A 25,784-nucleotide genomic window follows, 5' to 3' on the forward strand; every position below is an offset into this window, starting at 1 on the left:
AAGGGCTGCGCTTAGCAGCTGGGTTCGATACCGGATTCCGCGGCAAAGGCTTGCGCATCTTCGGTTATCAGCGGGGCCAGCACGTCTTGGTCCGACTGGATGTAGTCGGTGATCAGGCTCCAGCTGTCGGCAGCAGCATCCCACTGCGCCACAGCACCATAGCCGTTACCGCCGTGGTTTTCACAAGACACCGTGAACTCTGGCCCAAAGTTCGGCAGACCCAGATCCGCCATCTTGGCTTCGGTGATTTCCAGTGCTTCCATGCCGTCGCGCATCTGCGCCGGTGTCAGCGCCTTGGTGTCATGGATACCCTGCGCCGTTTTGGCAGCTTCGGCAGCCAGCATCGCGGCGTAAAGACCACGGTTATACAAAGCGGTCCCGATCTGGTCGCCCGCGCCTGCGGCCTTGCCAGTATCAACAACATACTTCTGGATGTCGTCGAACACAGGGAAGTCATCGCCCACGTTGTGGAACGTCAGCGCCTTGTAGCCATTGGCTTTGTCACCCGCTGGACGCACGTCGTTCTCGGAACCGGACCACCAGATGCCGATGAACTGATCCATCGGATAGCGGATGTTCGCGGCTTCCTGCACGGCGACCTGGTTCATCACACCCCAACCGTACATGATCACATTGTCCGGCTTTTCACGACGGATCTGCAACCACTGGGATTTCTGTTCCTGACCGGGGTGGTCAACGGGCAGCAAGGACAGTTCGAACCCGTGCTTTTTGCCCAGCTCTTCCAGGGTGCGGATCGGCTCTTTGCCGTAGGCAGAGTTGTGATAGACCAGCGCGATCTTCTTACCTTCAAGGCTGCCACCGTTCAGATCCAGCAGGTGCTTGATCGCGACCGAAGCGCCGTCCCAGTAGTTGGTGGGGTAGTTGAAGATATTCTTGAACACCGACCCGTCTTTGGCCGATGTCCGGCCATACCCCATGGAGTGGACAGGGATGCCATCTGCCGTCGCTTTGGGGATCAGCTGATAGGTGATGCCGGTGGACAGCGGTTGATAGACCAGCGCGCCTTCGCCCTTGGTGCTTTCATAGCATTCCACACCCTTTTCGGTGTTATAGCCGGTTTCACATTCGATCATCCGGATCGGTTCGCCACCGATACCGCCATCACGTTCGTTCAGCAGCGTGAAGTAATCCGCATAGCCGTCGGCAAAGGGAATCCCGTTTGCCGCATAAGGGCCCGTGCGATAGCTGAGCGACGGGAATACAAGCTCTGCCATTGCGGGGCCCGCAGCCAGAGCAGCGCCAAGCGCCAACGTAGTCATCTTCAGTTTCATCGGTGTTTCCTCCCTTGGATGTATCCGATCTTGCCGGGTTGTCCCGGTCGTCTCTTCTTCGGCCTTGGGTCTCCTCCCCCCGGCCATGCGTCCTTCCCTAGTGCGGGAAGGGCCACAATCTCAGTTTTTCCTTGGCGACGCGCCACAACTGGGCCAACCCATGCGGTTCCGCGATCAGGAAGATGATGATCAACCCGCCCACGATCACAAGCTGCAGATGCGCCACGATATCCGTCGGCCAACCGAACCAGTCCACGCCCACGATTTTCAACGCAACCGGCAAGAGCACAAGGAACGCGGCCCCGGCAAAGCTGCCAAAGATCGATCCCAGCCCGCCGATGATGATCATAAAGAGCACAAGGAACGATTTCTGGATGCCAAAGGCCTCGCCCACTTCGACCGCACCCAGATAGACCGCAAAGAACAGCGCCCCCGAGATGCCGATGAAGAAAGAGCTGACCGCAAAGGCCGTCAGTTTCGCCCGCAGCGGGTTTACCCCGATGATCTCAGCCGCGATGTCCATATCACGGATCGCCATCCATTTGCGCCCCACCGACCCACGGGTCAGGTTGCGTGCCACATAGGCGCTGAAGATCACGAACATCAGGCAGAACAGATAGGTCGCCCAGGCCTGCGTATTCGGTCCGGTGATCTCGATCCCGAAGAATGTCCGCTCCGGCGCGCTGATCTGGCCCGAGGCAGAGTAGTTGTAGAACCACGGCACACGGTTGAAGAGCCAGACCAGAAAGAACTGCGCCGCCAGCGTTGCCACGGCCAGATAGAACCCTTTGATCCGCAGCGATGGCAGGCCGAATAACACGCCGACACCGGCGGTCACCAACCCCGACAGCAACACATGCACCAGCATGCTCACGTCAGGAAAGGCGGTCATGAATTTGTAGCAGGCATAGGCCCCCACGGCCATAAAGCCACCGGTCCCCAAGCTCACCTGCCCGCAATAGCCCACCAGAATGTTCAGCCCGATCGCCGCGATGGCATAGATCAGGAACGGCAGGAACAGCGAGTTCACCCAATAGTCATTGATCACAAACGGGATCACGGCAACGGCGATGAACAACACCAGATAATAGCGATACCGGTCGAACTTGATCGGAAACGTCTGGTTGTCTTCTTCGTATGAGGCGCTGAAATCCCCGGCTTCACGATAGAACATCAGATGCTCCCCCCGTTCCAAATGGTTTTAAATCCTGGGTTCCGGGGCAAAGCCCCGGTCAGGGAGTTGCCAAAACTACACACGTTCAATGATCTTCTCCCCGAACAAGCCCTGCGGACGGAACACCAGAAAGATCAGCGCCAGCATGTAGGCGAACCAGTTCTCTGTCGCACCGCCAAGGAAAGGCGCACCGATCAGGAATTCGAACAGCTTCTCCCCCACACCGATGATCAAGCCACCCACGATGGCACCGGGGATGGAGGTGAACCCCCCCAGCATCAGCACCGGCAACGCCTTCAGCGCGATCAGCGAGAGCGAGAATTGAACCCCCGACTTCGTGCCCCACATGATGCCCGCGACAAGGGCGACAAAGCCCGCCAGCGACCATACGAGGATCCAGATAAAGTTCAGTGACACGCCGACAGACAAAGCCGCTTGGTGGTCGTCCGCCACAGCCCGCATGGCGCGGCCCTGTTTGGTGTATTGCGCGAACATCACTAAGCCGATCACCAGCAACGCGGCGATGATGCTGGCCACGATATCCAGATTATCGATAAAGAACCCGTATCCAAAGGCGTTAAAGGTGGTGTCGTCGATCCAGGTGTTCAGCCCCTGCGGCAGCCCCACATCCATAGACTTGATGTCGGACCCCCACATCAGGTCGCCCACCCCTTCCAGGAAATAGGCCAGACCGATGGTCGCCATGAAGAGGATGATCGGCTCTTGCCCGACCAGATGGCGGAAGACCAACCGCTGCACCGCATAGGCCAGCCCGATCATCACCACCATCGTCAGCAAAATCGCGAGGAACGCCGGCACGTGCCAGCCGAAATGGTGAATATCCGTGCCCAGGATCGCGTTGATCAGGTGGCTAAACGGCACCTGCCCATCGATGATCCCCGCCAGAGTCAGGGCCGCAAACAGCGCCATAACCCCTTGGGCATAGTTAAAAATACCCGAGGCTTTGTAGATCAGAACAAACCCCAGGGCGACCAGTGCATACAGCACCCCCGCCATCAGCCCGTTCAGGAACACCTCGATTGTAAAGGCCAGTTGCTCAGGCATATCAGACCCTCCCCATCGCAAAACCATTGGCAAAATCAGTCATGGGCAACCCCCAGATATGCGTCGATCACGTCTTGGTTGTTGCGCACCTCGCTCGGGGTGCCGTCGCCGATCTTCTTGCCGTAATCCATCACAACCACACGGTCGCTCAGGTCCATCACAACGCCCATATCGTGTTCGATCAGGGCAATCGTCGTGCCGAATTCATCGTTCACATCCAGAATAAAGCGGCTCATGTCCTCTTTTTCCTCGACGTTCATGCCCGCCATCGGTTCATCCAGCAGCAGGATCGACGGCTCGGCGGCCAGCGCGCGGGCCAGTTCGACCCGTTTCTTCAAGCCGTAGGACAGACGCGACACGGGCGTCTTGCGGATCGCCTGAATCTCAAGGAAATCGATGATCTTTTCGGCGACTTCGCGGTTCGCGGTCTCTTCGCGCTCCGCTTTGCCCTTCCAGATCGACTGCCAGAACATGCCGGTCTTCATATTGGTCAAACGCCCCGTCATGACGTTGTCCAGCACCGACATCCCTTCGAACAGGGCGATGTTCTGGAACGTGCGTGCGATCCCCTGCTGCGCCACCTCAAAGGGTTTCATCGCCGGACGGCGGCTGCCCTTGTACCAGACCTCGCCTTCCTGCGGCACATAGAACCCGCTGATCACGTTCAGCATGGATGATTTGCCCGCGCCATTCGGCCCGATGATCGCGCGGATCTCGCCCTGACGGATGTCGAAAGAAATATCCTTGATCGCCTCCACCCCACCGAACCGCAGGGTGATGTTTTTCATTTCCATCACAACGGGGCCAATCTGGCGCCCATCTGCTGTGACATAGCCGTCGGTCATATCTTTCACGCCGCAGCCCCCTTCCAAATGGTCTTAAAATCCACTGCGCAACCGCAGCGCCCGCATGCTCCGCCTGATGTCATGCTCATTGCGCGGCCATCTTGCGGGTGTCTGCGAACACCTTGGCATCGCGCACCTCCAGCGTGGCCGAGATCGACCCCTTGCGCCCGTCTTCATAGGTCACTTCGGTAACCGTGCTGACAGAGGGCGACCCGTCGTAGAGCGCGGTAATGATATCGTCGAACTTCTCGCCGATGACCTTGCGACGGACTTTGCGCGTGCGCGTCAACTCTCCGTCGTCGGCATCAAGTTCCTTGTGCAGCACAACAAAGCGATGCACCTGACAGCCCGACAGCATTTCGTCTTCTGCGATAGAGGCGTTGACCTCTTCCACATGGCTCTGGATCGTGTCCATCACCTGCGGATGCCGCGCCAGTTCCTGATAGGACGCATAGCCGATGTTGTTGCGCTCCGCCCAGTTTCCGACCGCGGTCAGGTCGATATTGATAAAGGCGGTGCATTCGTCGCGTCCGTTCCCGAATACCACCGCTTCAAGGATGTTGGGGAAGAACTTGAGCTTGTTTTCCACGTATTTCGGCGCGAACAGGCTGCCATCGGCCATTTTGCCAACGTCTTTGGCGCGGTCGATAATGCGCAGGTGGCCCGAGCTTTCCTCGATAAAGCCCGCGTCCCCTGTCGCGACCCAGCCTTCGGCATCCTTGGTATCAGCGGTGCTTTCGGGATTCTTGTAATATTCAACGAAGACACCCGGCGAGCGGTAGAAGACTTCGCCGTTCTCGGCGATCTTCAGTTCCACGCCGGGGCAGGTCACGCCGACCGTGTCACTGCGCACTTCGCCATCGGGCTGCGCGGTGATGAAGACGGTGGCTTCGGTCTGGCCATAAAGCTGTTTCAGGTTGATCCCGAGCGAGCGGTAGAAATCGAAAATCTCGGGCCCGATCGCCTCGCCCGCGGTATAGCCGACGCGCACGCGGCTGAGGCCGAGCGTGTTTTTCAGCGGGCCATAGATCATCAGCTCGCCCAAGGCGTATTTCGCACGGTCCATTGCGCCGACGGATTTACCGTCCAGAATGGCGGGGCCCACCTTGCGCGCATGGGCCATGAATTTGTCGAACAGCCACTTTTTGAAACGGCTCGCGTCCTCCATTCGGATCATCACCGATGTCAGCTGGGTTTCGAACACGCGCGGTGGGGCGAAATAATAGGTCGGGCCGATTTCGCGCAGATCCACATGCATCGTGTCCGCGCTTTCAGGGCAGTTCGTGCAGAAGCCTGTCCAAAGCGCCTGCCCGACGGAAAAGATGAAATCCCCCACCCAGGCCATCGGCAGATAGGCCAGAATATCGTCCGTCTGACGCAGCTTGTCGAAAGCGGAAGAGGATTTGGCCGTCTCGATAATATTGCGGTTGCTCAGCACCACACCTTTGGGCTTGCCCGTGGTGCCAGAGGTGTAAAGCATGACGCCCGTGCTGTCGTAATCCAGCTTGGCCTGACGCGCCTCAAGCTCTTTGATGTGCTTGTCGCGTGCCTTGCGGCCCATGTCCTGGACGGCGCTGTACTGGTCCAGCGCGGCGTGGTCGTATTTGCGCATTCCGCGTGGATCAAGATAGATCATACGCTCGAACTGGGTCAGCTGATCCTGAACGTCCAGCACCTTGTCGACCTGTTCCTGATCACCGGCGACCACAAAACGCGCGCCACAATGATCCAGCACATAGGCCATCTCTTCGGCGTTAGCGTCCTGGTAAAGCGGCACAGGCACGGCACCGACCATCTCTGCGGCCATCATGGCCCAATAGAGATAGGGACGGTTGCGGCCGATGATGGCGATAAAATCACCCTCGTTCGCGCCAAGCTCCAGCAGGCCAAACGCAAGCGCCTCGACCTCGTCGCGGGTCTGTGCCCACGTCCAGCTTTGCCAGATGCCATATTCCTTTTCGCGATACGCAGGCGCGTTCGCAAATTGCTTTGCATTACGATGCAGCAGCGCCGGAACCGATTGCGGTCCGTCGGCGCTCACGAGCGTGTGAGCCAAATGTCTTCCTCCCAAACCCTGCTCTTTTTCGGCAGGTCGATCGCTGTGCGATTCTGATGTCACACCATGATGTTGACCTGATGCTCTGCGTCAACTTTTACCTAATGATTTCTCAATTCTAACGAATTGTAACAGGCGTGATTTCCCAAGGTTGCGCTTGGCGGCGCTGTGGGGATGGTGCAGTCTGCCGCGGGGGGGGGGCTGCATGCAGATCGACGATCACCAGACAAAACTCATGACCGCTGCGGGGCTGAACCTGATCGCGCAAGCGCTGACGATCTATGACGCGGATTTGCGGCTGGTGCTGTGTAATGCACCGTTCCAGCAGATGTTCGACCTCCCCAAAGCGCTGGTCACCCCCGGTGCGAGCTTTCAGGAAACGATCACCCTGCTGGCACAGTTGGGTGAATACGGTGACGTGGACGACGTGGCGCATTTCGTGGCCGAAAGGGTGGAACAGGCTCGCGCGTTTGAACCCCATTATATGGAACGTACCCGCGCCAATGGCCGCACCATCTCGGTCGAAGGCTCCCCCCTGCCCCAAGGCGGCTGGGTCACCGTCTACACCGACATCACCCGCACCAAGCAGCAAGAGGTACTGCTGCGCGCCCGGTCTGATGCGCTGTCGGGGCAGGTGCTGGCCCACGCCGAAGAACTGTCAGCCACCAACCGCGAACTTGCCGCGATGAACACCGCGCTGGAAGAGGCGAAACGCCAGCTCACCCTGTCCGAAGCCCGCACGCGGCTGACCACAGAAATGATGCCGGCCCATATCGCCCATGTGGATGCAAACGCCTGTTACACCTATTCAAATCGGCGGTTGGCCTCTGTCATGCCGGGGCGGCGCGCGGATTTGATCGGCCGCCATATCGCAGAGGTTCTGGGTCAGCAGGCCTACGATTCTATTGCCCCCTCGCTCACCCAAGCCTTTGCCGGAAAGCCGTCGGTGATCGAATTCACGGACGAGATGAGCGCCCGGCGCATCCGCGGAGCCTTCACCCCCGATACAAACGGCGGGGTCTATATCCTGTCGATGGATGTGACCGAGGAAACCCAGAACCGTGTCGCCCTGCAGCAGACCCGACGACGCGAAATCGCGGCGCAGGTGATCTCGGGGCTGGCGCATGATTTTTCCAACCTGCTGACGATCATCCTTGGCCTGCAGTCCCGGCTGGGGCGGCTGGACGGCCAACCGGCAGAGGCCGCCCCCCTCATCGAAGGCACCCTTGCCGCGGCGCGCCGGGGCGGCACGTTGCTTAGCTCTATTGCCGATATGACAGGCGCGCGCACGCTGCGTCCGACTGCGACCCATATCCCGCGGCTGCTTGAAGATCTGACCCTGATCGCGCGCCCCACCCTGCCCAAGGGCATGACGCTAAGCATCGACAACCAGATGGATGACACCCCCGTACTGCTGGACAGCGGTCTGGTGCAGGACGGGTTGCTGAACCTGATCCTGAACGCCCGCGATGCCTGCGGGGCTGCGGGGGCGATCTCGCTTGAAGTACGACAGGTCCATGACACATGGATCGAATGGGTCTTGCGCGATACCGGCCCCGGATTTTCGCCCTCGGCGCTGGAACACGGGTTTGATCCGTTTTTTACGACCAAAGGGGCCGAAGGATCGGGGCTGGGGCTGCCGATGGTCTATGACATGGTGAAATCGGCGGGGGGCGATCTGCGCCTTGGCAATACGGCCCATGGCGCGCAGGTGACCATGCGGCTGCCCTACCGCCCCGCCGTGGCTGCCACCACCGGACTGGTCCTGCTGGTCGAAGACGCCGATGACCTGCGCGCGCTGGTGCGAGACATGTTGATGGGGCTGGGCCATTCCGTGATCGAAGCTGCCAGCGCGGATGAGGCCACCGCCCTGCTGGCCGATCTGCCCGACATCGCGCTGATCCTGTCCGACATCCAGCTTATGGGCGAGGCGACGGGGCTGGACCTTGCCAAACGCCTACCCGCCGATGCGCCGCCGCTGGTATTGATGACCTCGCTCCCGCCCGATGATGCCCAGTTTCTCGAGGCGCAAACCCTTGCCCCCGTATTGCGCAAACCCTTCGAGATTGCGGATCTGACCGCGCTGATTGCCCCGAAAGAGAGTGCCGCCCAATGACCCGCCCCCTCGTCACCATTCTGGACGATGAACCCGAAATCCGCACGCTTCTCGCCGACGCTTTAGAGGAAGCGGGCTTTGACACGCTGTCGTTCAGCCGCGCCCGCGCGTTCGAGGCCGCCTTGGCGACCCACACCCCCGATGTCTGTCTGGTGGACCTGTCCCTGCCGGATTCAGACGGGCTGACGCTGGTGCATCGTCTGGCGCTGGAACAAGGGGCCATCGTGATCATCATCTCGGGCCGCGCACAGGTGCAGGACCGCGTCACGGGGCTGGAACTTGGCGCGGATGACTACATCATCAAGCCCTTTGATCCGGCAGAGGTCGTCGCCCGTATCCGCGCCCGTCTGCGCAGCGCCAAACCCACGCCGCAAGCCGGCACCGTCGCCGCGTTCAGCGGGTGGAAGGCGCATTTCGACCGCTACGTGCTTGAGGATGAAAGCGGCGTCGAAACCCCCTTCTCCCACGCGGAGGGGGAGGTGCTGCGCCTGTTTCTGGATGCGCCCAAACGTCTGCTCAGCCGCGCGCAGATGCAGTCGAGCCTTGGCGGCGTCGCCTCTGAAAGCTTTGACAGGGCGATGGACGTGCGGATTTCGCGGCTGCGGACCAAACTGCGCGAAGACCCCAAAAACCCGCAGTTGATCAAGACGATCTATGGCGCGGGCTACATCTTTCTAGGCGACGTCACATGGAGCTGACCCCCCGTCGCATCAGCGGTGGCAGCCCCCATCTGGGCGACGTGCTCCATCTGATGCGCGACTGCTTTACCTATATGGAGGGGCGCATTGACCCGCCAAGCTCGCTTGGTCAAACCACTTTGCCATCGCTGCAAGCCACGGCGGATAGGGATGAAATCTGGGTGATCGGCGCGCCACCCGTGGCGTGTGTGGTGCTGAGCGTGAAACCCGCGGTTCTTTATCTGGGCAAGCTCTGCGTCGCCCCCAGCCACCAGCGACTGGGGCTGGCACACCATCTGATCACCCACGCCGAGAGCCGCGCCCGTGCCCTGCACCTTGGCCAGCTGGAACTGCAAACGCGGGTGGAGCTGTTGGACAACCACGCCACCTTTCGCGCGCTCGGCTTTCACGAATATGCCCGCACAGCGCACGCGGGGTTTGACCGCCCCACCAGCATCACCCTGCGCAAAACCGTCGCCTGAGCGACGCGGTGCCACCTGCCGCCACAGATGGCACCGCTGTCTTTTCTAACGCGGGCGTTGCCGTTTTTCATTGCGCGCCTGCCCCTTGGCCCGCTAGATTCTACCCATGATCGAATGCTTGCTGTACAGGACCAACCCCGCCCAAAGACGGCTGTTCTATCGCGTCGAAATCGCGATCAACCTGTTCAGCGAAGTGTCTGTCCTGCGCGAATGGGGCGTCGCAGGTGGCCAGCCCAAAGCGGTGATCCAGTGTTTCGGCAACCTGCGCGAGGCGTCAAAAATGGCGGACCGCTATCGCACACGGGCCGAGCGTCGCGGCTATCTACGTCACTGACCCCAGCCGCGTCACAGCGCGGGCAAGCACCTGAACGCCGGCCACCAGATCGGCCTCGGCCGTGTCTTCCTCGAAAGTATGGGACAGCCCCCCGATCGACGGCACAAACAGCATCGCCACCGGCATCTTGCGCGACACATTGGTCGCGTCATGCAGCGCGCCCGACGGCATCTTGCGCCAGTTGCCCGGCGCGACCTCTTCCGCGCCGGCTTCCAGCGCGGTGCGCAGGGTCGGGTCCATCGCGACAGGTTCCAGCCCCAGCATTGTGCCAAAGCTGACCGCCAGCCCCTGCTGCGCCGCGATCTCGGTGGCGGTGTCGCGGATGATCTGTTCCATCCGGCCCAGACGGTCCGCATCCGCGTCGCGCCACTGCATCGAAAACACCGCACGCCCCGGCACGATAGAGGATGCATTTGGGTGCAGCGTGACATGGCCGATGGTCCAGACAGTCTGCGGTGTGACGACATTGCGCAGCCGGTCGTTCAACGCGGCATTGAAGGCAGAGACCGCCTGAAACGCATCCCGCCGCAGGTGCATCGGTGTGGTGCCCGCGTGGTTCTGCTGCCCGTCAAAGGTGATCTTCATATCGCGGATGCCGACGATATCGGTGACCACGCCAATCTGTTCGCCGCTTGTATCCAGCGTCGGCCCCTGTTCGATATGCAACTCGACAAAGCCGGTGAACAGATCGGGCGACACCTCGCCCGTGACCAGATGCGCCACGGCCTGACGCGCGTCGCCAAGGGTCACGCCCGCATGATCGGTCAGCGCATCGGCGGCGGCCTGATCCAGATGCCCGCCCCAAACGGCACTGCCCGTGGTGACGCCAAACCGCCCCTCTTCATCCTGGAACGACACGACAGAGATCGCGGGGCCGCCCGCCTCGGCTGCGGCGCGGGCGACCTCGAGCGCGGCAATCACGCCAAGCGCGCCGTCGAGCCATCCGCCTTCGGGCTGGCTATCGGAATGTGACCCCATCAACAGCGACGGCCCATCTGCCAAGCCGAATAGATTGCCCATCTGGTCCATTTCAACCCGCAGACCGGCATCACGCATCTGCTCGGCCAGCCAGTCCCGCGCGGCGACATCGGCGTCGCTATAGGCCGGGCGGACGACCCCTTTGCCCACCCCCGCTGCGCCGAACGAGCGCAATTTGTGAAGGTCGGCGAGAAAGCGGTCGGGGTTGATCTGCATGGTTACTCCGCGGGTTGGGGGGCTGTTGCGGCCTCTACTTTCACGGCCGAGAATTTAAACTCGGGGATTTTACCATAAGGGTCAACCGCTGGATTTGTCAGGATATTTGCCGCCGCTTCGACATAGGCAAAGGGCAGGAACACCATATCGGGCGACACGGCGCGGTCTTCGCGCGCCATCAGTTCGATCGACCCGCGCTTGGTCGTGAGCCGGATATAGGCCCCCGGCTCTACCCCCAACTTGCGTAAGGTAGACGGGTGGAGCGAACAGTTCGCCTCGGGCTCCAGCCCATCAAGCACATAGGACCGCCGCGTCATCGACCCCGTGTGCCAATGTTCAAGCTGCCGGCCCGTGGTCAGGATCATCGGATAGTCTTCATCCGGCGCGTCATCGGGTGCGATGATGCTGGCGGGGGTAAACCGTGCGCGTCCGTCCTGTCGCGGAAAGCCATCGGCAAAGACAATCGCCTGCCCCGGATCGGTGGGGCTGGTGGATGGGTAGGTCACCGCCCCTTCGGTCTCTAACCGGTCCCAAGTGATGTTATTGAGCGACGACATATTCAGCTTCATCTCGGCGAAGACCTCGCTCGGGTCGGTATAGGTCCAGCCCAGCCCCAGACGTTTGGCCAGTTCCACCTCGATCCACCAATCCTCTTTCGCATCACCGGGCGGCGGCACCGCGGGGCGGCCCATCTGCACCTGTCGGTTGGTATTGGTCACCGTGCCGGATTTCTCGGCAAAGGCGCTGGCGGGCAGGATCACATCGGCAAAATTCGCGGTCTCGGTCAGGAAGATATCCTGCACCACCAGATGATCGAGCTTGGCCAGCGCATCGCGGGCGTGCTCCACATCGGGGTCAGACATCGCCGGGTTTTCACCCAGCACATAGAGGCTGCGAATATCCCCGTCATGCACCGCGTCCATAATCTCGGTCACGGTGAGGCCCTTCTTGTCGCTGAAATCGCTGCTTTGCCACACTTCGGTAAAGGCAGAGCGGACGCCATCATCGGACACCGGCTGGTAATCGGGTAGGAACATCGGGATCAGCCCCGCGTCAGACGCGCCCTGCACGTTGTTCTGCCCCCGCAACGGATGCAGCCCCGCGCCGGGCCGCCCGATCTGCCCCGTCATCAGCGCAAGCGAGATCAGGCAGCGCGAATTATCGGTGCCGTGGATGTGCTGCGAAATGCCCATCCCCCAGAAAATCATCGCCGCATTCGCCCCCGCAAAGGTCCGCGCCACATCGCGCAGCACCTCCGCGTCGATGCCGCAGATCTTGGACATCTTTTCAGGGGTGAAGGTTTTCAGATGGGCTTTCTCGATCTCCCAGTTTTCGGTGTAGGCTTCGATATACTGCTGGTCGTAGAGCTTTTCCTCGACGATCACATGCATGATCGCGTTCAGCATCGACACATCGGTGCCGGGGCGGAATTGCAGCATATGCGACGCGTGCCGCTTCAGCGCTTGGCCGCGCGGGTCCATCACGATCAGCTTGCCGCCGCGCTTGGCGAACTGCTTGAAGAAGCTCGCCGCGACGGGGTGGTTTTCGGTCGGGTTCGCGCCGATCACAATCGCAACATCGGCGTTTTCGATCTGGTTGAAGGTCGCGGTGACGGCACCCGAACCGACATTCTCCATCAGCGCCGCCACCGACGAGGCATGACACAGCCGCGTGCAGTGATCGACGTTGTTGTGGCCAAATCCCTGCCGGATGATCTTTTGGAAAAGATAGGCTTCCTCGTTCGTGCATTTAGCCGACCCAAAGCCCGCAACACCGGTGCCGCCGATCTTTTTCATGCCCTGCGCAGCAAACTCCAGCGCTTCGTTCCAGGTGGCTTCGCGGAAGTGGGTTTGCCAATTTCCGGGATCGACATTCAACCCCTTGGCAGGGGCGTCGTCGCGGCGGATCAGCGGTTTGGTCAGACGATGGGGATGGTGGATATAGTCAAAACCAAAGCGCCCCTTGACGCAAAGCCGCCCTTCGTTCGCGGGACCGTTGATGCCCTCGACGTATTTGATCTTGCCGTCTTTCACCTTCAGCGACACCTGACAGCCCACACCGCAGAACGGGCAAATGCTGTCGACCTCGCTATCAAAATCGGCGCTGTCGCCCACCTGCGCATCATCGACCACCGTGGCGGGCATCAGCGCCCCCGTGGGGCAGGCCTGCACACATTCACCGCACGCCACACAAGAGGACGCGCCCATCGGGTCGGCCATGTCGAACACCGGATAGCTGTCATGCCCGCGACCGGCCATCCCGATCACATCATTGACCTGCACCTCGCGGCAGGCGCGCACACACAGATTGCACTGGATACAGGCATCAAGGTTCACACGCATCGCCACATGGCTGTCGTCGAGCAACGGGATGCGCCCCTCTTCCAGCTTGGGGAAGCGGCTTTCCGAGATACCTTCCATTGCGGCCATGTCCCACAGGTGGCTGGATTTATCGTGGGCGACTTCGGGGGCGGGCTGATCGGTGACCAGCAATTCCATCACCATCTTGCGGGCATTTTCGGCGCGCGCGTTGTTGGTGGTGACGACCATACCGTCGCTCGGTTCGCGCAGGCAGGAGGCGGCCAGCACGCGTTCGCCTTCGATCTCGACCATACAGGCACGGCAGTTGCCATCGGGGCGATACCCCGGCTCCGGCGTGAAACACAGATGCGGGATTTTCAGACCGCGCCCATTGGCGATCTCCCAGATGGTCAGCCCGGTGTCGGCCTCAACCTCTTCGCCGTCGAGCGTGAATTTTACCTTATCCGCCATGGGGAACCCTCCTGTACCGCCCCGCAGTATAGGCAGGGCACGCATGCGACGGCAGTCATATTCCCGACACCCTGCCCCGTTTTTGCGCCACCGGCGTTTCCGATACGCGACACGGGGGGCCGCTTGCAAAAAATCGACATGCGAGCGGCAGGCAGGCTTTCCACCCGCGCATGGCTTGCCTATCAATGGCGCAACAGAAAAAGGCGCGCTATGTCCCACATTACCCTCATCCGTCACGGTCAGGCAAATTCCCAGGCCAAGGACGAAATCAGCTATGACAAGCTAAGCCCGCTTGGCCACGAACAGGCCGCGTGGCTGGGCGACCACCTGCGCCAGTCCGAAACTCACCACACGCGGCTCTATACCGGCACGCTGCGCCGCCATATCGAGACGGCAGAGGGGATGAACACCGGGCTTGAACCGATACGCGACGCGCGGCTGAACGAGCTTGAGTATTTCACCCTCGCCACCATGATGGAGCAGCAGCACGGCATCCCTTTCCCCACGGAACAGGGCGGGTTCACCAACCACCTGCCGCTGGTGTTCGAGACGTGGAAAAGCGACAGGCTCGAAAACCCGCCCGAGAGCTACGCCAATTTCGAAGGGCGCATCAAATCTGTGCTATCAGAGATCTCGGACGGGGACGGGCCGGCGCTGGTCGTGACCTCTGGGGGGCTAATCTCGATGGTGATGGCGCAGGCGATGGGGCTGGGCATTCCGGCCATGTCGCGCATCGCGCTGGCGATCATGCACACGTCGATGCACCGGCTGTTCCCCATTGGCGGCCACTGGTCGCCGGTGCTGTTCAACGCGGTGCCCCATCTGGATACCCCCGCACGCCGTGTCGCGCAGACCCATATCTGAAAGGCAAACGATGCTTACGCTATATTTTACGCCCGGAACCATCTCTGTCGCGGTGGCGATTGCCATCGAAGAAGCCGCCCTGCCCTATCAGCCGGTGCGCGTCGATTTCGCCACGGCAGAGCAGACGAAACCCGACTATCTGGCGATCAACCCCAAGGGGCGCGTGCCTGCGCTGCGGCTTGAGGATGATACGATACTGACCGAAACCGGTGCGCTGCTGGACTATGTCGCTGCCATTGCGCCCAAAGCCGGGCTGGTCCCCACGGACCCGACCGCCGCCGCACAGATGCGCAGCGCGATGTACTACCTCGCCTCGACCATGCATGTCGCCCATGCCCACAAGATGCGCGGATCGCGTTGGGCCAAACAACAATCCAGCTTCGAGGATATGACGGCTCAGGTGCCCGAAACCATGGCCGCCTGTGCCGATTTTGTCGAAAGCGATATCCTGCGTGGGCCCTATGTGTTGGGCGAGGATTTCAGCCTTGCCGATCCCTATCTGTTCGTCGTGTGCAACTGGCTTGATGGCGACGGCGTGGATACGGCGGCCTACCCCAAGATCACGACATTCATGCAACAGATGACCGCCCGCGCCAGCGTGGCAGCGGTGAAAGACAAGGGGATGCTATGACCGCGCCACATCTATGGGTTCGCGCCGAACAGCGCGACAATGAAACCCGCGTCGGTATCACACCCGAAGGGGTTACCGCGTTGATGGAACAGGGGTTTCGCGTCACCGTCGAAGCCTCGGACAGCCGCGTGATCGCGACCGATGCCTATGCGGCCACGGGCTGCACCATCGCGCCACAGAACAGCTGGCCCGACGCGCCTGCCGATGCGATCATCTTTGGCCTGAAGGAACTGCCAGAGGACGGCACACCGCTGGTGCACCGGCACATCATGTTCGGTCACGCCTACAAAGGCCAATCGGCGGGGCGTATCCTGCTACAACGTTTCAAGGCGGGCGGCGGCACCTTGCTGGACCTTGAGTATCTGACCGACGAGACCGGCCGGCGCGTCGCCGCCTTTGGCTATTGGGCGGGGTTCGCGGGGGCGGCGGTGGCCGTCAAATGCTGGGCCGTGCAGACCCGTGGGCAAGCTGTCGCCCCCATCACCCCCTACCCCAACGCCGATGCGCTGACCCGCGACCTCGCGGCAGAGATCGACGGGCTTGGCACGCCCGACGCGCTGGTCATCGGCGCACTTGGTCGAGTGGGCAGCGGTGCCGCCGATCTTTGCGGCCGTCTGGGGATCAAAGTCACCGGATGGGATATGAAGGAGACTTCCCACGGCGGCCCCTTCCCCGAGATTTTGCAGCATGTGCTGTTTTTCAACTGCATTCTGGCGGGACCGCAGACACCGGTTTTCGTGCCCAAAAGCGCGCTGGACAGGGATCGCGCGCTGCGGGTGATCGGCGATATCGCCTGCGATCCCGACAGCGACTTCAACCCCGTGCCGGTCTATGACCGCGCGACCACATGGGAAGAGCCCGCGTTACGCGTGCATGACACCCCACCTTTGGATGTCACCGCGATTGACAACCTGCCGTCAATGCTGCCGCTGGAAAGCTCTGAAGACTACGCCGCGCAGCTGCTGCCGACGCTCTCGGCACTGGCGGAAGATACCTCGCCCGTCTGGGCGCGGGCTCGTGCGCTGTTCGAAGAACACAGCGCCGCCGTGTGACGCGATCAGATCGGGCGGATCACGCGCCCGATCCGGTCACCCGAATAGACGGTAGTAGATGCCGTCGGGCAGGAACTGCGCCAGCCGGAAGAAAAGCGAGAACCCGAAGGGGAAGCTTTTCTTAAAGCTGCTGCCGCTCATATGCTCGACCACTTGCTGCGCGGCGGCCTCGGGCTCCATCAAAAAGGGCATCTTGAAGTCGTTCTTGTCGGTCAGCTGCGTGCGGATGAAACCAGGATTGATCACCTGAACTTTCACGCCGGTCTTGCGCAGGTCGGCGTGCATACATTCCGCCAAGGACAAGGTGCCCGCCTTGGACGCCGTATAGCCGATAGACTTTGGCAGCCCGCGATAGGCCGTGAGGCTAGAGGTGATCACGATGTGGCCCGCGTCGCGCTTGACCATATCAGGCACCACTTCGCCCATCACGCGCACCAGCCCGGTAAGGTTCACATCGATCATCGCGGTCGCATGCTCCGGCTCCCACTCCTTGGCACCAAAGGGCCAATAGGCCCCCGCCAGATAGACAACGCCATCCACCGGCCCGACGGCTTTGACCGCGGCGCGAATGCTGTCGATATCCTGCACGTCGATGGTCTGGTAGCTTGCCGAAACGGGCAGTTCATCGACCAGCGCCGCCAGCTTGTCTTCAGACCGGGCAGAGACGATGACCTCGGCCCCCAGTCGGCCCAGCTTATGTGCCAGTGCTTCGCCCAGTCCGGCGCTCGCCCCGATCAGCCAATAGCGTTTTCCTGTCCACTCGGTCATGCTGCGTCCTTTCTGCGGATGGTGGCGACCAATTCGGCCACCTTCACCCCAAATTTTCGGAACTGACTGCGGTTGATGATCGTGCCATCGCCGGTCAGATACATCCAGTCCACGGTATTCAGCAGGTGCCCGCCGACGTCATCGGGCAGCCTGATGGTGTATTTCGACTGCACCGTCGCACCGACGTTGCGGCCCTTGGCCGTGCCTTTGACGTCCGGGGCGGTGGCGGTGAAATGCCCCGTCTCGCCCAATGTGATCGTCCATGTGCGGTCTTGGGTCGTGTTGTCGTCATAGACGAAATGTTCGTCGATACGTGCGGTGTCGCCGTCCCATGTTACGTTGAAATCTGCCACGAAACTGCTGGTGACCCGGCCCGCGGGGCCAAAGATGACGCCTTCGCAGACCATCGCCCCGTCCAGATGTTTCCTCATGTCAAATACGGTGTAGTCATCCGCATAATCCGACGGCTTTTGCGCAGGGAAATCGGTGATCCGCCGCCGCGCCAGCCAGATTGCGGCCACCACTGCGGCCCCCAGAGCAAACTGCAACATGTCCATCATTCTTCATCATCCTTTTGCATCGGCGTGGCGGCCAGAAAGCCAATGGCCAACAACTTGAGCCCGCAAGGCACGCCCGCATAGAGCCATATGAGCGTCGAGATTGCCACCGGTCCATTGCCCGTCGTACCGCTGTCAAAGCCGGACGCCTGCAGGGTGGGAAGTAGCGTAATCGCCGCGAAGGCAAGGGCGAATTTCGACACCAGCGACCACAGCCCGAACCCCTCGGCGGCCTGAGGGGCGACCACCGCCATCCGCGCGGAGAACATCGCGGGCAGCAGTGTCAGGTCGGCCCCCAGCACCGCGCCAGAGGCGATGCAGACCAGCACGAACCACGCCACATCCCCCGCCCCCAGCAGCAAAGTCCCTGCAAACACAAGGATCGCCAAGCCCATTGCGGACAGCAGGACGGGTTTGGGGCTGAAACGCTCTGCCAGCTTGCCCCATAGCGGGGCGGCCACAGCAGCCGAAAGAAAGAAGAGCAACAGCAGCGCCCCCGCCCACCCCGGAGCACGCAGCACGCTTTCGACGTAGAACAGAAATAACGTAGATGTGACCGCGACAGGGGCCGCATTGAACAGCGCGATCAGCAGCAACCGACGGGCAATCGGATCGCGCAACACCACGGCGATCCCCGTCGGACCCGCGATATCCGCGCCGCGCCATTCGCCCCGCATGGCAAAAACGCTGCCCAGTCCAAGCGCGGCAAAACCGATGGCAAACCCTGTAAACGGGGCCCCCATCACCAGCCCCAGCATCACAGGCAGTACCGAGGCCGCGCAGACGCCTAGCAACGCCCCCGTCTCGCGCCAGCGCGCCAGCACCAGATGCCCGCGCCCGGGCAGTTGCGCGGCTTTGGCGACCCCTTGCGCATAAAAGCAGATCGTCAGAAAGCTGAACGCCGAAAACACCCCCGTCAGTGTCAGCGCGAACCACATCAGCGGCGGCAGCAAGGGCGGCACTGCAAACAGGGCAAACATCGATACAGCCATCAGGGCGACACCGACGGCGACCGCCGTGCCACGCCTGTGACGCAAGGCTTGCGATAGCCGGCCCAGCAACGGGTCCTGCACCACATCCAACAGGCGCAGCGCAAAAAGCACCGTGCCCAAAGCCCCCAGCGACACCCCGTATTCATCAACAAAGAACTTGGGCGCGTGAATATAAATCGGCAGCCCCGCCGCCGCCAGAAGCGACGCAAACAGCGCGTAGGCAGGCAGTTGATGTGCCGAACGGGTCACGTGCCCGACACGTCTTTCACCGGCGGTTCAGGACGCGGGCGATAGCCGCCGCCTTTCCACCACAACTTTAGTGCTTGCCAGTGGATCAAGGCCAACACCCGCCGCGCCCCGAAGGGACGCCGCAGCAGCGACCACAGGATTGCCCGGTTCGTGAGAGGGCCACGACGGCCCGTCAGGGTGGCGATCAAACCTCCTTCCGACTGGGTATAATCGATCCAGACACCAATACGGTCGGCGCGGATATCAAAGCGAAAACTGTATCCCCCTTCGACCGGCTGAAATGGCGATACGTGGAAAATCTTGGTCGCGTGCAGATGATCTGTGGCCGTGATCGGGCGCAGGTCATCGTGGTGGCATAGATAGCTGTGCCGGTCACCGAAGGTATTCGATACCTCTGATATCACGGCGATCAGCGCCTCGTCCGCGCGGTGGCACAGCCAAAAGCTGACAGGGTTGAACACATGCCCCAACACGCGCGGTTGCGCCATCAGCTCTATCCGCGCGACGCCCGTGACTTCGTGCTGTGCCAGAACATCGCGCACCCACGCGGCCCCGCGACCCGCGCCTTTGGCTCCGCCGTGGTCTTCGTCCCACAGCGATGTCACGGCCCCGCGGTTGCGCCCGAACAACGCTGGTGTTTGCAGCGATGCCTCTGCATCCAGAACCACGTAATCGACCGAATAGCGAAAGCTGTTTTCGACCGCCCCCTTGCGCCCATGATAGGTCACACCACGGATATGATCGACGCTGGCGCTCATTCTGCGGCCAGTGCCACCTTCGCCTTGGCCCGCAGCCCCTGCACCACCTCAACAGCGCTAGAGAGCCCGTCCTCGTGGAAGCCATGCTTCATCCAAGCGCCGCAGAACCAAGTATTCTGCGTGCCGTTGAAGGCGCGCACCTGCTCTTGTGCGGCCAGCGCGCCCAGATCATAGACCGGATGGCGCAGGGTGACCTGATCATAGATCAGCTCTTCGCGGATCGGGCGCTTGGTATTGAGCGTCACAAAATGCGGGTCGTCCATCGGGATCGGTTGCAGCGAGTTCATCCAGTAGGTCAGGTCGATCCGGTCGGACTTCTGCCCCTTATCCTCGGCATAGATCCACGAGGCCCAGGTCTTGCGCAGCTTGGGCATAACAGAGGCATCGGCATGTAGCACCACGTCGTTAGGCTGGTATTTCACCGCGCCCAAGGCCGCACGCTCTGCCGCGCTTGGGTCGGCCAGAAGGGCAAGCGTGTCATCCGAATGGCTCGCAAAGACGACCTCGTCAAACGCTTCCCATTCCGCGCCATGGGTTTTCACCTCTGCGCCCAAGGGCGTGCGGCGGACGGATTGCACCGGCGTGCCAAGGCGAATGTCGACGCCCTTGGCTGTCAGCGATGCCCCCAGACGGTTCACATATTCCTGCGACCCGCCCTTAACCGTATACCACTGGTGCTGGCCTGTGTGGCTCAGCAAGGCGTGGTTCTCGAAGAAGTCGATCATGGAATAGGCGGGGAAATCCATGATCTTGTCCACCGGCGTCGACCAGATCGCGCCCGACAGCGGCGTCAGGTAGTATTTGCGAAAATATTCACCCGCGCCCAGCTTGTCCAAGAACCCCGCGATGGTCAGCGTACGGTCTTGCGCCAGCTTGGTCGCCGTGCTGTTGAACCGCACGATATCGGTCAACATACGCAGGAATTTCGGATTCAGCGCATTGCGTCGCTGCGCGAAGATCGAATCCAGCGTCATCAGCCCGTATTCCAACCGCCCCCCATCGATGGAGGCCCCGAAGCTCATGTTGGATTTGACCACCGGCACGTCGAGCTCTTTGAACAGCGCGGCGAGGTTGGGATAATTGGCGTAGTTGAACACGATAAAGCCCGTATCTACAGGCTGGTCGCCGTTCTTGCCCGCCATCTTCGTGCGCGCGTGCCCCCCCAGACGGGGGCAGCTTTCGAACAAGGTCACCTGATGGTCGTCGCCCAGCATATGCGCCGCCCCCATGCCGGAAATACCCGCGCCGATGACGGCAATCTTTCGGTGGCCTGCCAAAGAGGTATTCTGTGGCGGGTCGATGGCTTCAAATGGCATAAGGCGAGAATTTCCAGTCTGTCAGATTTGTATCGGCAGTTTCGGGGATACACGGGCTGGACGGTACAGGAGTTGCAGTTAATCAGACACTAACTACGACTTTTTGTGACACCCTTGTCGTGGCTCCTCGCTTAGATAGCCCGTCAGGGCCGTTTGTCAGGGCGCGAAAGCGGTACAACGCGTTTATCCTGCTCTGACAGTTCTTCGAAATCGAAATTATCCAGTTTTGCCGCGCGTTTACCCGCGCGTTCAGCAGCCGTGCCCAAACCTTCAAGATCAGCGCGGGCCTGCCCGAAATGGGTGTTCAGCTTGCCAACACGTTCGACCACGATCTCGACATCGCGGTGCAGCATCTTGAGCGTTTTGCGGATAGCCCCTGCCTGTTCCCGCATCCGCGCATCCTTGAGGATCGCGCGCATCGTATTCAGCGTTGCCATGCAGGTGGTCGGGGATACGATCCAGACCCGCGCATCAAAGCCTTCGCGGACGAGTTCAGGGAAGTTCGCATGCAGCTCGGCATAGACGGCTTCCGAGGGCAGGAACATCAGCGCGCCATCCGCGGTCTCGCCCTCGATGATATATTTCGTGGTGATCGCCTGGATGTGTGATTTGACCGCAACCCGCATGGCGCGGGCGGCATCCTTGACCTCGTAGTCCGTCTTGGCACGGCGCAGGGCTTCGTAGGCTTCAAGTGGGAATTTACTGTCGATCACGATCGGGCCGGGCGGGTTCGGCAGGTGGATCAGACAATCCGCGCGCCTACCGTTGGAAAGCGTCGCCTGCATCGTATAGCTGTCACTTGGCAGCGCCTTAGAGACGATATCGTGCAACTGGATTTCACCGAATGCGCCACGAGTCTGTTTGTTGCTCAGGATATCCTGCAGCGACAACACGTCGCCCGACAGTTTGGTGATATTGTCCTGCGCCTTGTCGATCGCGGCCAGCCGTTCCTGTAGCTGGGTCAGGCTGGTCGTTGTCTGCTTGCTGGAACCGTGAAGTGTCGCGCTCATGCGTTCCTGCATCTCTGCCAAGGACCGGGCAGAGCGGGCCGCATTCTCGGCCAGCCGGTCCTGCATTTGTTGCTGCACATGGGCCATGCGGGCCTCGATGCTTTGCACCATCTGGGCCTGTGCATTGGCTTGGGTATCCGACACGGTTTGCAAGCCGCCGCGCAGCTGTTCCTGCCCCATGCCAAGCTGTTGCACATGGCCGCCCAGTATCTGCATCTGTCGCGCCAGCGGGGCCGCGACCCGCGCCGACCGCCCCGCCGCACGCACCGCCATCACCAGCAGGATCAGCACGAGCAAGACCACGCCCCCGCCGCCAATCAGCAGCAGCATGGCAGGGTCTGTCAGCGCGTAGGTTTCACCTCCAAGCTGGATCATGTGCGCCCGAACAGACGTTCGATATCGCTCAACTTCAGCTCGACATAGGTGGGGCGGCCGTGGTTGCACTGGCCGGAATGGGGCGTCGCCTCCATCTCGCGCAGCAGCGCGTTCATTTCCTCGCCCCGCATCCAGCGGCCCGAGCGGATGGAACCGTGACATGCCACACGGCTGAGGATCGCCTCGATCCGGGCCTGTAACGTGTTGCTTTCGTTCTGATCCGCGAGCTCATCAAGGATATCCAGCACCATCGCCTTGGCGTCCACCGTGCCAAGGATCGCGGGCGTTTCGCGCACGGCAATGGCACTGCCGCCAAAGGGTTCGATCCCCAGTCCAAACCGCGCGAGGTCATCCGCGACCTCAAGCAGCCGCGCGCAGTCCGACGCTGACAGATCCACGATCTCGGGGATCAGCAAGGCCTGCGCCGCGACACCGTTTTCGGCCATCTGGCGTTTCAGCTTTTCATAGACTAGTCGTTCATGCGCCGCGTGCTGGTCCACGATGACCATGCCCGTCGCCGTCTGTGCGATGATGTAATTCTCGTGCACCTGCGCCCGCGCGGTCCCAAGGGGGAAGTCCGGCGCGGGTTCGGCGGCGGGAGTGTGTGCATCGTGTGCGTCGTGGGTCTGAGTGTCGTGGGTCTGGACGTCAGCGCCGCCAGCCTCGTACTGGGGGGGCGTTTCAACACGGCCCCACATGCCGGCGGTTTCGGCAAAGCCGGGTTCGGGCGCTTGCGCCTGATAGGCAGCGCTGCGCGCACCAAGCGAGGGGCGGTCCATCTGATACACCCGCGCACCGGGCTGTTCGGGGCGCATCGCCCCCAACGTCGCATTCGCCACGGTGGTCGAGGCACGGTGCCCCGCATCCGCCAGCGCATGGCGCAGCGCCGATACGATTAACCCGCGTGCCAGTCCGGGATCGCGAAAGCGCACTTCGGATTTGGCGGGGTGGACGTTCACATCCACAAGCTTGGGATCGCAATCGACGAACAATGCGGCGGCGGGATGGCGGTCACGGCTCAGCAGGTCGAAATAGGCCCCGCGCAACGCCCCCACCAGCAGCTTGTCACGGACGGGACGCCCGTTCACAAACAGGTATTGCGTCACGGCAGAGCCGCGCGAATAGGTCGGCAGGGCCGCGTAGCCCGTCAGGTGCAGCCCTTCGCGTTCGGCATCGATGGCCAGCGCGTTTTCAGCAAACTCGCGCCCTAGCACTTGCGCCAAACGCCCGTGCAGTGCGGCGAACATATCGCCCTGTTCGGCCTCGGCGCGAAACACCTCGCGGCCCGGTCCGTCGCCGGACACATCGCGCAGGGTGAAACGCACGAAGGGTTCCGCCATCGCCAGCCGCTTGATGATGTCAGAGATCGCCTGCGCCTCGGCGCGATCGGTGCGCAGGAACTTCAACCGTGCGGGCGTGGCAAAGAAGAGATCGCGCAGGGTGACGACGGTACCACCATTCAGCGCAGCAGGGCGCACAGGGCCGGCCACGCCGCCGTTGACTGAAATCTCGGCCCCGTCCTGTCCGGCAACACGGCTGCAAATGGTCAGCCGCCCGACAGCCCCGAGCGAGGGCAGCGCCTCGCCGCGAAAACCGAAGGTGTGGATGTTCAGCAGGTCCGTCCCGTCGATCTTCGAGGTCGCGTGCCGGGACAGCGCCAGCGTCAGATCGTCCGCGGCGATGCCGCAGCCGTCGTCGGTGACGCGGATCAGCGTCTTGCCACCATCGGCATACTCCACCGTGATTTGCCGCGCGCCTGCATCAATTGCGTTCTCGACCAGCTCCTTGACCGCAGAGGCAGGGCGTTCAACGACCTCTCCGGCGGCGATACGGTTAATTGCCGAGTCGTCGAGCTGCCGGATCACCGGGCGATTTTCGCTTATATTGGGGTTTGGATGCGCCATGCGGCTAGACCTAGCATAGAGACGCGCGATTCTGAAAGCCGCGAATACGGATGGTTAACGCTCGTCGGCGAGGTTAATCCTGTGTGGCTGCATTGAACCAGGCGACGATCTCGGCGCGTTCGCTGGCCTGCATATGGCTTAAGTTGGCGGGGGGCATCGCATCTGTCACACCCGCTTGCAAATAGATCTGTTTGGCCGCGCTGGCGATCTGATGTTCTGTCTCAAGCCGGATGGATTTCGGCGGCCAAAGCAGCCCGTCCCACGCGGGTTCTGCCGCATGACACATGCTGCACCGACCGCGCACGATATCATGCACCCGGTCAAACCCTTCGGCCTGGGCAAAGCGCAGTGCGGGGCCGGTGGCCTCTTCCGGCTCGACGCTGCGGAACATCGGCGCGGTCGACAGCCACATGATCGTGACGAACAACAGCGCGGTGACCGCCCATGTCCATGTCGGATTGCCCTGACGCGCATGCAGGCTGTTGAAGTAATGGCGGATCGTGACCCCCATCAGAAACACCAATGCCGCAATCAGCCAGTTCATTTCCGACGCGAAGGCCAGCGGGTAGTGGTTGCTGAGCATCAGGAAGATGACCGGCAAGGTCAGATAGTTATTATGTGTGCTGCGCTGTTTGGCGATCTTGCCGTATTTCGCATCCGGCACCCGCCCCGCCTTGAGGTCGGCCACCACGATCCGCTGGTTCGGCATGATAATGAAGAACACGTTCGCCGACATGATCGTCGCGGTGAACGCGCCCAGATGCAGCAACGCTGCACGCCCCGAAAAGACCGAGGTATAGAAATAGGCCATCCCCACAAGGATCACATAGAGGCCGATCATCAGCCTTGTGTTGTTATCGCCGAATTTGCTTTTGCAGATCTGGTCGTAGACCAGCCAACCAAAGCCAAGCGACAACAGGGAAATCCCCACGGCCTGCCAGTTCGCCAGTTCTGCGACAGTGGGATCGACAAGATAGAATTCCGCCCCGAGGTAGTAGACCAGGATCAGCAAGGCAAAGCCGGAAAGCCACGTCGAATAGCTTTCCCATTTGAACCAGATCAGATCGTCGGGCATCTGCGCGGGGGCCACCAGATATTTTTGCACGTGATAGAACCCGCCGCCGTGGACCTGCCATTCTTCTCCGTCCGCGCCGGTTTTGAGGTTGCGGTCGCGGTGCAGGCCCAGATCCAGCGCGATAAAGTAGAACGACGACCCGATCCACGCGATGGCCGTGATGACATGCACCCAGCGAACGGCAAACTCGATCCAAGCGCCAATGGCGGCCATATCGTACATGGGGT

Annotated in this window: 22 protein-coding genes; 7 read left to right on the forward strand and 15 right to left on the reverse strand. The window is 61.4% G+C overall.

All coding sequences use genetic code 11. The features are described 5' to 3' along the window. Positions 1 to 11 precede the first annotated feature (11 nt). From C1J04_RS00215 to C1J04_RS00235, 5 genes are all read right to left on the reverse strand, one after another. Positions 12 to 1,292 (reverse strand): ABC transporter substrate-binding protein, encoded by a 1,281-nt coding sequence (locus C1J04_RS00215; protein WP_009825439.1) that lies wholly within the window; start codon positions 1,290 to 1,292, stop codon positions 12 to 14. Between the two features lie 97 nt (positions 1,293 to 1,389). Continuing rightward, positions 1,390 to 2,466, reverse strand: coding sequence for a branched-chain amino acid ABC transporter permease (locus C1J04_RS00220; RefSeq protein ID WP_009825440.1), 1,077 nt, complete (start codon positions 2,464 to 2,466; stop codon positions 1,390 to 1,392). A gap of 75 nt (positions 2,467 to 2,541) precedes the next feature. After that, the gene (locus C1J04_RS00225) at positions 2,542 to 3,531 is read right to left on the reverse strand and encodes a branched-chain amino acid ABC transporter permease (protein ID WP_005850184.1); all 990 of its coding nucleotides are present in this window, start codon (positions 3,529 to 3,531) and stop codon (positions 2,542 to 2,544) included. Between the two features lie 35 nt (positions 3,532 to 3,566). After that, positions 3,567 to 4,376 carry an ABC transporter ATP-binding protein gene (locus C1J04_RS00230; RefSeq protein ID WP_174226616.1) on the reverse strand — a complete coding sequence of 270 codons (810 nt, stop codon included), beginning with the start codon at positions 4,374 to 4,376 and terminating at the stop codon, positions 3,567 to 3,569. Positions 4,377 to 4,461: 85 nt separating this feature from the next. Further along, positions 4,462 to 6,432 carry an AMP-binding protein gene (locus tag C1J04_RS00235; RefSeq protein WP_037953955.1) on the reverse strand — a complete coding sequence of 657 codons (1,971 nt, stop codon included), beginning with the start codon at positions 6,430 to 6,432 and terminating at the stop codon, positions 4,462 to 4,464. A gap of 205 nt (positions 6,433 to 6,637) precedes the next feature. Between C1J04_RS00235 and C1J04_RS00240 the strand changes: the two genes are divergently transcribed. From C1J04_RS00240 to C1J04_RS00255, 4 genes are all read left to right on the forward strand, one after another. Further along, a complete protein-coding gene (locus C1J04_RS00240; protein ID WP_009825442.1) occupies positions 6,638 to 8,548 on the forward strand; it encodes a PAS-domain containing protein in 1,911 nt (636 codons plus the stop codon). Then, positions 8,545 to 9,246, forward strand: a complete 702-nt coding sequence (locus C1J04_RS00245) for a response regulator transcription factor (RefSeq protein ID WP_114865223.1) — start codon at positions 8,545 to 8,547, stop codon at positions 9,244 to 9,246. Before C1J04_RS00240 ends, C1J04_RS00245 begins: the two co-directional genes overlap by 4 nt. Next, on the forward strand, positions 9,237 to 9,707 hold the full coding sequence (locus tag C1J04_RS00250; protein WP_114865224.1) for a GNAT family N-acetyltransferase: 471 nt from the start codon (positions 9,237 to 9,239) through the stop codon (positions 9,705 to 9,707). The genes C1J04_RS00245 and C1J04_RS00250 overlap by 10 nt, the downstream gene beginning before the upstream one ends. A gap of 106 nt (positions 9,708 to 9,813) precedes the next feature. Next, positions 9,814 to 10,041 (forward strand): WGR domain-containing protein, encoded by a 228-nt coding sequence (locus C1J04_RS00255; RefSeq protein ID WP_009825445.1) that lies wholly within the window; start codon positions 9,814 to 9,816, stop codon positions 10,039 to 10,041. On the opposite strand, the gene C1J04_RS00260 is transcribed toward C1J04_RS00255, so the two are convergent. Next, positions 10,030 to 11,235, reverse strand: a complete 1,206-nt coding sequence (locus C1J04_RS00260) for a Zn-dependent hydrolase (RefSeq protein WP_009825446.1) — start codon at positions 11,233 to 11,235, stop codon at positions 10,030 to 10,032. The genes C1J04_RS00255 and C1J04_RS00260 overlap by 12 nt on opposite strands. A gap of 2 nt (positions 11,236 to 11,237) precedes the next feature. Continuing rightward, positions 11,238 to 14,006 (reverse strand): formate dehydrogenase subunit alpha, encoded by a 2,769-nt coding sequence (gene fdhF, locus C1J04_RS00265; protein WP_009825447.1) that lies wholly within the window; start codon positions 14,004 to 14,006, stop codon positions 11,238 to 11,240. 210 nt (positions 14,007 to 14,216) lie between these two features. Between fdhF and C1J04_RS00270 the strand changes: the two genes are divergently transcribed. Genes C1J04_RS00270 through C1J04_RS00280 form a run of 3 tightly spaced genes read left to right on the forward strand, consistent with a single transcriptional unit; the run spans position 14,217 to position 16,553 of the window. Further along, on the forward strand, positions 14,217 to 14,870 hold the full coding sequence (locus C1J04_RS00270) for a histidine phosphatase family protein (RefSeq protein ID WP_005850200.1): 654 nt from the start codon (positions 14,217 to 14,219) through the stop codon (positions 14,868 to 14,870). A gap of 10 nt (positions 14,871 to 14,880) precedes the next feature. Continuing rightward, positions 14,881 to 15,501 (forward strand): glutathione S-transferase family protein, encoded by a 621-nt coding sequence (locus C1J04_RS00275; protein ID WP_009825448.1) that lies wholly within the window; start codon positions 14,881 to 14,883, stop codon positions 15,499 to 15,501. Continuing rightward, positions 15,498 to 16,553 (forward strand): saccharopine dehydrogenase, encoded by a 1,056-nt coding sequence (locus tag C1J04_RS00280; protein ID WP_009825449.1) that lies wholly within the window; start codon positions 15,498 to 15,500, stop codon positions 16,551 to 16,553. Before C1J04_RS00275 ends, C1J04_RS00280 begins: the two co-directional genes overlap by 4 nt. A 36-nt stretch (positions 16,554 to 16,589) precedes the next feature. Here the strand turns inward: C1J04_RS00280 and C1J04_RS00285 are convergent, their stop codons facing one another. The 8 genes from C1J04_RS00285 to C1J04_RS00320 all read right to left on the reverse strand — a co-directional run bounded on the left by C1J04_RS00285 (position 16,590) and on the right by C1J04_RS00320 (position 25,779). After that, positions 16,590 to 17,321, reverse strand: coding sequence for an SDR family NAD(P)-dependent oxidoreductase (locus C1J04_RS00285; RefSeq protein ID WP_009825450.1), 732 nt, complete (start codon positions 17,319 to 17,321; stop codon positions 16,590 to 16,592). Further along, the gene (locus C1J04_RS00290; protein ID WP_005850210.1) at positions 17,318 to 17,881 is read right to left on the reverse strand and encodes a DUF3833 family protein; all 564 of its coding nucleotides are present in this window, start codon (positions 17,879 to 17,881) and stop codon (positions 17,318 to 17,320) included. Before C1J04_RS00290 ends, C1J04_RS00285 begins: the two co-directional genes overlap by 4 nt. After that, a complete protein-coding gene (locus tag C1J04_RS00295) occupies positions 17,878 to 19,119 on the reverse strand; it encodes an MFS transporter (protein WP_009825451.1) in 1,242 nt (413 codons plus the stop codon). The genes C1J04_RS00290 and C1J04_RS00295 overlap by 4 nt, the downstream gene beginning before the upstream one ends. After that, on the reverse strand, positions 19,116 to 19,877 hold the full coding sequence (locus tag C1J04_RS00300) for a DUF1365 domain-containing protein (protein ID WP_009825452.1): 762 nt from the start codon (positions 19,875 to 19,877) through the stop codon (positions 19,116 to 19,118). Before C1J04_RS00300 ends, C1J04_RS00295 begins: the two co-directional genes overlap by 4 nt. Further along, positions 19,874 to 21,193, reverse strand: coding sequence for an NAD(P)/FAD-dependent oxidoreductase (locus C1J04_RS00305; RefSeq protein ID WP_009825453.1), 1,320 nt, complete (start codon positions 21,191 to 21,193; stop codon positions 19,874 to 19,876). Before C1J04_RS00305 ends, C1J04_RS00300 begins: the two co-directional genes overlap by 4 nt. Before the next feature lie 143 nt (positions 21,194 to 21,336). Further along, the gene (locus C1J04_RS00310; RefSeq protein ID WP_009825454.1) at positions 21,337 to 22,578 is read right to left on the reverse strand and encodes a DNA recombination protein RmuC; all 1,242 of its coding nucleotides are present in this window, start codon (positions 22,576 to 22,578) and stop codon (positions 21,337 to 21,339) included. Beyond that, positions 22,575 to 24,482 carry a DNA mismatch repair endonuclease MutL gene (mutL, locus tag C1J04_RS00315; RefSeq protein ID WP_009825455.1) on the reverse strand — a complete coding sequence of 636 codons (1,908 nt, stop codon included), beginning with the start codon at positions 24,480 to 24,482 and terminating at the stop codon, positions 22,575 to 22,577. Before mutL ends, C1J04_RS00310 begins: the two co-directional genes overlap by 4 nt. Before the next feature lie 73 nt (positions 24,483 to 24,555). Beyond that, on the reverse strand, positions 24,556 to 25,779 hold the full coding sequence (locus C1J04_RS00320; protein WP_005850221.1) for a urate hydroxylase PuuD: 1,224 nt from the start codon (positions 25,777 to 25,779) through the stop codon (positions 24,556 to 24,558). Positions 25,780 to 25,784: the final 5 nt, after the last annotated feature.

This window comes from Sulfitobacter sp. SK025, assembly GCF_003352105.1.
Lineage (GTDB): Bacteria > Pseudomonadota > Alphaproteobacteria > Rhodobacterales > Rhodobacteraceae > Sulfitobacter > Sulfitobacter pontiacus.

Excerpts from the sequence above, each read along its gene's own strand:
- C1J04_RS00215 (WP_009825439.1), bottom strand. The coding sequence starts at position 1,292 with ATGAAACTGAAGATGACTACGTTGGCGCTTGGCGCTGCTCTGGCTGCG.
- fdhF (WP_009825447.1), bottom strand. The coding sequence starts at position 14,006 with ATGGCGGATAAGGTAAAATTCACGCTCGACGGCGAAGAGGTTGAGGCC.
- C1J04_RS00305 (WP_009825453.1), bottom strand. The coding sequence starts at position 21,193 with ATGCCATTTGAAGCCATCGACCCGCCACAGAATACCTCTTTGGCAGGC.
- C1J04_RS00270 (WP_005850200.1), top strand. The coding sequence starts at position 14,217 with ATGTCCCACATTACCCTCATCCGTCACGGTCAGGCAAATTCCCAGGCC.
- C1J04_RS00285 (WP_009825450.1), bottom strand. The coding sequence starts at position 17,321 with ATGACCGAGTGGACAGGAAAACGCTATTGGCTGATCGGGGCGAGCGCC.
- C1J04_RS00225 (WP_005850184.1), bottom strand. The coding sequence starts at position 3,531 with ATGCCTGAGCAACTGGCCTTTACAATCGAGGTGTTCCTGAACGGGCTG.
- C1J04_RS00300 (WP_009825452.1), bottom strand. The coding sequence starts at position 19,877 with ATGAGCGCCAGCGTCGATCATATCCGTGGTGTGACCTATCATGGGCGC.
- C1J04_RS00255 (WP_009825445.1), top strand. The coding sequence starts at position 9,814 with ATGATCGAATGCTTGCTGTACAGGACCAACCCCGCCCAAAGACGGCTG.
- C1J04_RS00320 (WP_005850221.1), bottom strand. The coding sequence starts at position 25,779 with ATGTACGATATGGCCGCCATTGGCGCTTGGATCGAGTTTGCCGTTCGC.
- C1J04_RS00245 (WP_114865223.1), top strand. The coding sequence starts at position 8,545 with ATGACCCGCCCCCTCGTCACCATTCTGGACGATGAACCCGAAATCCGC.
- mutL (WP_009825455.1), bottom strand. The coding sequence starts at position 24,482 with ATGGCGCATCCAAACCCCAATATAAGCGAAAATCGCCCGGTGATCCGG.
- C1J04_RS00220 (WP_009825440.1), bottom strand. The coding sequence starts at position 2,466 with ATGTTCTATCGTGAAGCCGGGGATTTCAGCGCCTCATACGAAGAAGAC.
- C1J04_RS00290 (WP_005850210.1), bottom strand. The coding sequence starts at position 17,881 with ATGATGGACATGTTGCAGTTTGCTCTGGGGGCCGCAGTGGTGGCCGCA.
- C1J04_RS00310 (WP_009825454.1), bottom strand. The coding sequence starts at position 22,578 with ATGATCCAGCTTGGAGGTGAAACCTACGCGCTGACAGACCCTGCCATG.
- C1J04_RS00250 (WP_114865224.1), top strand. The coding sequence starts at position 9,237 with ATGGAGCTGACCCCCCGTCGCATCAGCGGTGGCAGCCCCCATCTGGGC.
- C1J04_RS00240 (WP_009825442.1), top strand. The coding sequence starts at position 6,638 with ATGCAGATCGACGATCACCAGACAAAACTCATGACCGCTGCGGGGCTG.
- C1J04_RS00260 (WP_009825446.1), bottom strand. The coding sequence starts at position 11,235 with ATGCAGATCAACCCCGACCGCTTTCTCGCCGACCTTCACAAATTGCGC.
- C1J04_RS00230 (WP_174226616.1), bottom strand. The coding sequence starts at position 4,376 with ATGACCGACGGCTATGTCACAGCAGATGGGCGCCAGATTGGCCCCGTT.
- C1J04_RS00275 (WP_009825448.1), top strand. The coding sequence starts at position 14,881 with ATGCTTACGCTATATTTTACGCCCGGAACCATCTCTGTCGCGGTGGCG.
- C1J04_RS00280 (WP_009825449.1), top strand. The coding sequence starts at position 15,498 with ATGACCGCGCCACATCTATGGGTTCGCGCCGAACAGCGCGACAATGAA.